The following is a 6,666-nucleotide window of genomic DNA, read 5'->3' as shown; positions in this document are numbered from 1 at the left end:
GCGGCGGCGGTGGCGGCGGTGGTGGCGGCGGTGGCGGCGGCGGCGGCGGCACCAAGCGCTCAGGTGCTATCGGCGTGTAGGGCACTTTCGGATAGCCGGTCGGTGGTCTCCGATCCATGACTATTGAGCACCTCCTCATGTTCGCTCCATCATATGCCAATGGAGTAAAAAAGGTCCCGCCGGTAGGCGGGACCGATAGGGGCGCTTGAGAGCGCTCTATTAAAAAATGAAGGGAAAAGTAAATGTAACGATAGCTGCCCAAAGTCCGTAGAGCGGCAAATACGTCGTAACGGCATCTTGGATGGTGGAAGGTCCGGTTTTGTTTCGCAGAAACCGCATATAGGAGAGCATAATCCAAATGAGATTGGCCCAGATAAGTATGTTTACGCCTAAAACGGCAAGTCTGTTGGGCGTAATCCCAAAAGAAGAGAGCCTGAACATGATGGCCGATAAAGCCACACTGTCAATGATCAGAGCAAGAACAATGAGGGCGAAATTGATATAATCGGAAATGTTCTTTTTCTCGTCTGTGCCGCTTTCGGTAATGGAGAATATGGTAACGGCCAATACACAAAGGAGTATTCCGTTGAAGGATAGGAGGAAATCGCGGTCCATGAATGGATTTTTTCCGACCCAAATCACCGTGATAAGATAGACCAGCAATGTGGCCAGTACAAGGGGACTAAAAATTTTGGCTATATAGGGCGCAATATTTTTAGCAATTTTAAGGTTCCTCGTTACCAGGTAAGTAGCCACGATCGCGAGAGCGGCAGCGCCAAATAAAACGACATTTTCAAAATAGAATTCCGAGATATCCATGCCGACAAAAGTGAACAACTGCATGGTTAATGCTGTGAGCACCATTCCGCTGATGGCCATGCTGGCGTAGAGTATGGAGAATTCCCCGTTAAATTTGAGATAGGCTAATCTCGTGCTGCCTATGCCATATTCATTTCCTGTAAATGCAAGCCCTAATAGAACCCATAAGAAAATAGGAAGGTGTAGATAAGCCAGGATAATACTGTCTGTCTGCTCTTGCGGAAGCATATTCATATAAAATACGGAGATGAGAAATAACGATGCGAGGGTGTAAAGAACATTTTTTTTGGGGGGATTATTGTACACAAAATAAGCGGCAATAAAAGGAAGTATGCCAAAAACCAGGTTGATCGGGGCGATGGCTTGCTGTTCCGTAAGATGCAAAATCACCCTGGTGCTTATCCCGGCCAGAATTGCTAAAATGCCCATGGATAAGAAGTCTTTCTGAAGCAAAGAAGCCTTTTCTGTATTTGCCGTCTCCTTGAAATGCAATCTTTCATACCAAACGGCAAGAACGTGGGAATCAGGTCTTTTTTCCCAGGCGTACGGGAATGACTTTTTAAACGCCTCGGGATCTTTTCTAAACATTCTCTCCAACTCATGAGGGTTGGCGATATTTTCAATAATCAATTTGCTCATGTCCATGGTGTTGCTCCCCTTGCCATATTCAGTCTTACCTTCCGTTACAATGTTTATTCACCGAACATTATTATCCCTGGCTGTCTTCGTCGCTTTTGTATTCTAAAATATCCCCAGGCTGACATTCTAAAGCCTTGCAAATCGCCTCTAGCGTGGATAATCGAATCGCTTTTGCCTTTCCATTTTTCAATATAGAAAGATTAGCCAGCGTAATCCCAACTCGTTCAGAAAGTTCGGTGACACTCATTTTTCTTTTTGCCAGCATGACATCGATATTGATGATTATAGTCATGTTATTCACCTCAGACCGTTAGATCATTTTCAGATTTTATATCGATGGCATTTTTCAATAGCTTTTGAAGTACAGCAGCGAAAATAGCAACGACCATTGAAGCGAAAATCATGACCATTCCGATGAGTATGATACCTGGGGCGTCGTCTACCTCCGCCATGAGATAGAAGAGCGGCATGCCGGCCATATACAAGATACTGATTGTAATCGCACAGTTTTTTATACTCTTTAATGCCGTTACAGATAATTCCGAGAACGCTTCGTTCTTGTCAATATAGCCTAACAGTTTAAAAGCTTGATAGAGAGCAAAGTAAAAAGGAATCGCTGTCGCATACAAATCAATGGAAACGAGATGTTTCATATAAGCCCAATCGGGGTACAACTCTGCTGCGAAATTCGCAATCTCAGGCACCACAAATACGCACAAAGCAAGAACCGGAAAGCCCATGAGAATGACAGCCAACTTTAGAAAGAGAGTTTCACGTTTCATCAAAAGCACCTCGCGATGTATTGTTGGCTTGAGCTTAACACACCATTTATCGTTTTACAATAAAACATTATCGATTATCATTATATTCCAGCTTTGGCGCCGATAAGCGCTTTGACCTGGAGCAAGTCAACCGCATTTTATAAAAAATATCCAGTAATTAAAAACTATGGATGGCGTTGATTTTTCCCTGTGTTTGTGTTAGAATACAACATAGTCATCCGGACACCTATCTTTAGGAGACGTTTTTCAAGATAGTTTGTCCGTTGAACCAGGATCATGGGATTTCCCTTGATACACGCATATGGGGGCGTAATGGTTTCGACGGGGAACGGGTTGGCCTGGGACGCGAGCCGGGTTGCCGCCAGGACCGTAAAAAGGGCGGAAGGCTTTAATTGCCGAAGAAAACTACGCTTTAGCTGCTTAATTGCAGTCTAACCTCTTCTCCTCTGTGCTCTCGGTGAGGATGTAAGGGGTCATTTAAGGGAGCTGGCTCGGACCAATTCTCGGAGGTTCGAGCGAGACTTATCGAGATAGCCTGACCAACGCTCTGTCTGTTGTGCGGAAGGATGGCGAAACCTTAAACGACAGAATACGCTCGTAAATGCCCTTGTTGGCTCTTCTTCGGACGCTGGGTTCGACTCCCGCCGCCTCCACCAAATTTTTGTAATCGCCAGTTAGGCGAGTTGGTTTCAAGCTTGCCTAATTAATCGGTTATAAGTTATTCGAGCCACTTTTTTGGGGTCAACCAAAGGAGTGGCTTTTTTGTCTCTGAAAAGCCCCCTGTTGTTAAGCGGGTCTATGACTTGGAAGTTATCCCGGGAAATGGCGACCAAGCCATCGAAAGGCGGTGATACCTTGCTGGCTGAAAACTACGGAAAGTTGTCCGACGCCCATTCGGATCGGATGGAACGGATGGAAGACAAATTGACAGGCGATTGTTTTGGCGCGTTACGATATTTGCCGTTTGAAATAGGCCTCGGAGTTGTGCTGAAGGAAGCGATATGGCTGACTGCCGATCAGGGGCAACCAGCAACCTTTAACGATGCATTGAGCGTGACATCGGGCCATGATTTCAAATTGCGATTCTGGGAAAAGCACAGCACACTTGGCGAAATCGATGTACTCCTGGAAACACCGACGTACATCATCGGTATTGAAGTAAAGTACAACAGCCTTTTATCCAGCGATGATGATGTCAGTAACAACGGTGATCAAGAGCGGCAACAGAGTTTCAATCAGTTAGCCAGATATGCCGAACTGCTAAAATCAATCGCTTCAAATCGGAGCGCCTATTTGCTGCTGCTTGCCCCGTCCGGTGTGGCGGCGACGATAGCCCGGAGTACATATGAACGGAACATTGTGGCCGAGGGTGTCACGCTGGGGTTTCTCACATGGGAGGATGTATTCAAGGCAACCGATAGGGCATCAAAGCAGGAACTGCCTATCTGGCAGCAGCTTATCCTCTCGGATATTGCCCAATTGCTATCAAGGAAAGGTTTTATGTCTTTCAGCGGATTTGATGGATATGACAAAGATAAATTCGTTTGTGATGGCCTGCGCTATGTTTTTTATGATGAACTCAATCTCATTGCCTGGCCGACGGCGGACATTCGGGGAGGAGATCACTATGAGTTTAAATGAAACGAAAAACCATGACGCGATAGGCGATAATATCTGCAAGGCTGTTTCGGTGGTGTATCAAACCTACGAGAACCTGAATCGTTTTTTTGGCGAGTTAGATAACGTCGGGGCTAAAGAAGGGTTTGTGCCATTAGTCCCGCGTTTTATCCGGTGGAAAAGCGACGCCGATCCCGGCGGTTGGGCCATCAGCAGCTTTATCAAACCCTTTCAGTTGGCCAAAGACCCCATACTCAAAAATGGATCGGAAATGCGCAACGGCCCCATTTACGTCGTCGAGGCGCTTCTGTCTGACGAGTCAAAAAAATATGTCGGTCGTAAGCCTGTTCCCCAAATCACGCTTGGCAAGTTCACCTTTGACTTTGAAAACAGGCCATGGACGACCATCTCTGTAAGTGATCACTGGTTCTTTTATTATCCGACTCGAATGCAGGATAAGTTTGACATAGAGCAGAGCGGCGAGAATTGGATCAGTAAGCCCAAAAACGAAAAGGTCACACACGACTACTGGGGACTCAAGAACGTGGTGTGGAAATCGATTGATCTGGTTCCGGTCAATTCACGTGAGATGATCAAGAAGAGTGTCTTTGATGAATTACTGAGCTTCCCGGAAGTGAAGTGAATACACCGTTGAAATGAGGGGGTACAATCAGAGATAAGGAGGATCACCGTGGAATTAAATGAGTTTTCCAAAGTATTTGCCGATAAATTGTTGGCGAAATTCCCTGAGTTAAAACCCTATATACAGATAACTCCGTACACTGACCGAGATGAGGCTTATCTTGAAGTGAGTATCCCTTCCCCGCATGATGAAGATACAGTCTTATTCATATCTACAATAGACGAAGAGATCACGGTCGGATTTGACTGGTGGCATACACATATCGGTTATGCGCCAACAGAAGAAGAAACATATAATCAAGCCATTCACTTAATAGAAGAGATTATCTTAGAGAAAAAAGCGATTGCTTACGTTAAGAAAGACGGAAATTGGATATACAGTCGATTGTTGCAACCGGGTGAAAACGTAGAACAGAAAGAAGGGGAACGTATTTACGTTCGGTCATGGAAGGGCACTCATAATAATGATTAAACCGGCCAAGAGCGACACACATAGGATACGAGTAAGTATCTTGTGTGTTTTTTTATAGCCCGTTGTCAGTAAGCGCTTAATGTTCAGGCGCATGGTCAGGCAGTCCTAAGAATGCGAAAATATCTCCATTCAAACATGAGAATGGAGGTATAAGGTTGACTACGCAAGAACAGTTGGCCATCGTGACCGAATGTCGAGCAAGCGGCATGACCGCAAAAACATGGTGTGAAGAAAAGGGTATTGATTACCGCCAGTACGTCATCTGGGCAACCAAGCTGAATAAAAAAGCGAACCATATCCCGTAGCAGTGGGCGGATGTAACGTTGGCAAAAGAGCACAGTAGCACCGAAATCAGGATCCAAATACGGGAAATGGACCATCTGTGTGGAAACCGGGTTCAGTCCTGGTCTGCTCGCTGACGTGCTGAAAGCCATGGATGCCGTAACTGTTGGAACAATTGAAAAATCAGTTAAAGAGGGGATAATTAAGTGTTAATGGAGGAAAAAGCTAAGAACTTTTTGCTTTTTCTTTAGTTAATAGTAATGTGTGATTCTTGCAATGTTACAAGTTAGCTTTATTAGAGATGAATGTTGGTTGGCAATTTTATTAATGCTTGCTATAGGAGTGAAACAAAATGAAAAAGAAAAAATATAATAATAAAATCCATAAAGATAATGTATTTATCGATTTTAATGGAACACAAGTTTGGCGTTCTATCGATCAGTCTAAACTGCATACTGAAGCAGGATATTTTTTAAGAAGGAAATACCAGCCTGGGGAATATAGTGATCCAATAATTATTAATAATATATTAAAAGATCTTTATGGATTTTATTATCAGGTAATGAAAAAAGAATTAGATAAAATAAATTATTTATCAACAATAGATTTTATCTATTATCAACACGAACAGTGGACGAAAATTTTCAACGAATGGAGAAACAATAAGGAATCGTTCTCGGAAGAAGAGGATGAATTTCTAAAGGATAACATACCTACCATTCGAAGAGCAATGAAACATATAATCGAGACGTTATGCCTCATGAAACCATCGTGGAACAACGGTATATCGAGTCCAAAACTAGCTGGCTATTTAGGACGTGCGGTAGCTGCTGCAGAGGTATCGTTTATAACCACACAATTATCAAACCAAACATTTAAATTATTTCCCAACAATACCAAGTTGATCGTTTTTCCGAAAAATTATCGCAAACCAATAGATATAATTCTTGAAGATAATTGTAAAGAAAAAATTCAAGGTTTTTATTCTAGACAAAAAGAATGGGAGCATCTCACTTCAAGCTCTTACGAAGACGTCCTTTCAAGGATTAACAGCATTGTATCCGAATTTCCTAAGCGGCTAGATGAAGCGTTTATAAAAGATTATGGGTATTCTTTCACAAACATTGTTTGTGTTATAACTTATTTGGGTTATGGTATGAAAGAACCCATCGACGCATCATGTTTTATAGCAAGCAAATCATTTTTGTTAACTAGTGCCTCAAAAAAGTTAAATATTAGTGAGGATGTTATATCTCAAATTATTGATGTTTTTACATTGAAGTCTGAAGAGCTTGAAAAGGAATCAATTGATATATGGAAGCAAAAAAGAAAGAATAGATTACATAGAAGACCAATAGTGCAAGTCTTGAAAAATGAAGAGCCCTACTTAATTTGGCAAAGAGATACTCTTAA

Annotated in this window: 8 protein-coding genes and 1 other RNA gene; 6 read left to right on the top strand and 3 right to left on the bottom strand. The window is 42.9% G+C overall.

From position 1 onward, the window contains the following. Positions 1 to 219: 219 nt before the first annotated feature. From GTO91_RS17260 to GTO91_RS17250, 3 genes are all read right to left on the bottom strand, one after another. The gene (locus tag GTO91_RS17260; protein WP_161259964.1) at positions 220 to 1,464 is read right to left on the bottom strand and encodes a DUF4153 domain-containing protein; all 1,245 of its coding nucleotides are present in this window, start codon (positions 1,462 to 1,464) and stop codon (positions 220 to 222) included. 64 nt (positions 1,465 to 1,528) lie between these two features. Next, positions 1,529 to 1,750, bottom strand: coding sequence for a helix-turn-helix domain-containing protein (locus GTO91_RS17255; protein ID WP_161259963.1), 222 nt, complete (start codon positions 1,748 to 1,750; stop codon positions 1,529 to 1,531). Positions 1,751 to 1,760: 10 nt separating this feature from the next. Continuing rightward, entirely contained in the window at positions 1,761 to 2,240 is a 480-nt protein-coding gene (locus GTO91_RS17250; RefSeq protein ID WP_161259962.1) for a DUF2975 domain-containing protein, read from the bottom strand. A gap of 303 nt (positions 2,241 to 2,543) precedes the next feature. Between GTO91_RS17250 and ssrA the strand changes: the two genes are divergently transcribed. From ssrA to GTO91_RS17220, 6 genes are all read left to right on the top strand, one after another. Then, positions 2,544 to 2,896: a transfer-messenger RNA gene (gene ssrA, locus GTO91_RS17245) on the top strand. Between the two features lie 106 nt (positions 2,897 to 3,002). Beyond that, complete coding sequence (locus GTO91_RS17240; RefSeq protein ID WP_161259961.1) at positions 3,003 to 3,881, top strand: NERD domain-containing protein; 879 nt, start codon at positions 3,003 to 3,005, stop codon at positions 3,879 to 3,881. Beyond that, complete coding sequence (locus GTO91_RS17235; RefSeq protein WP_161259960.1) at positions 3,868 to 4,500, top strand: hypothetical protein; 633 nt, start codon at positions 3,868 to 3,870, stop codon at positions 4,498 to 4,500. Before GTO91_RS17240 ends, GTO91_RS17235 begins: the two co-directional genes overlap by 14 nt. A 48-nt stretch (positions 4,501 to 4,548) precedes the next feature. Beyond that, a complete protein-coding gene (locus GTO91_RS17230) occupies positions 4,549 to 4,971 on the top strand; it encodes a hypothetical protein (RefSeq protein ID WP_161259959.1) in 423 nt (140 codons plus the stop codon). A 155-nt stretch (positions 4,972 to 5,126) separates the two neighbouring features. After that, positions 5,127 to 5,276, top strand: coding sequence for an IS66 family insertion sequence element accessory protein TnpA (gene tnpA / locus GTO91_RS17225; protein ID WP_161259958.1), 150 nt, complete (start codon positions 5,127 to 5,129; stop codon positions 5,274 to 5,276). A gap of 329 nt (positions 5,277 to 5,605) precedes the next feature. Then, the coding region (locus tag GTO91_RS17220; RefSeq protein WP_161259957.1) for a hypothetical protein at positions 5,606 to 6,666 on the top strand (1,061 nt) is incomplete at its 3' end.

Source organism: Heliomicrobium undosum, assembly GCF_009877425.1.
Taxonomy (GTDB): domain Bacteria; phylum Bacillota; class Desulfitobacteriia; order Heliobacteriales; family Heliobacteriaceae; genus Heliomicrobium; species Heliomicrobium undosum.
The sequence above is the reverse complement of the archived record's forward strand: the minus strand, read 5'-3'. Positions and strand labels throughout refer to the sequence as shown.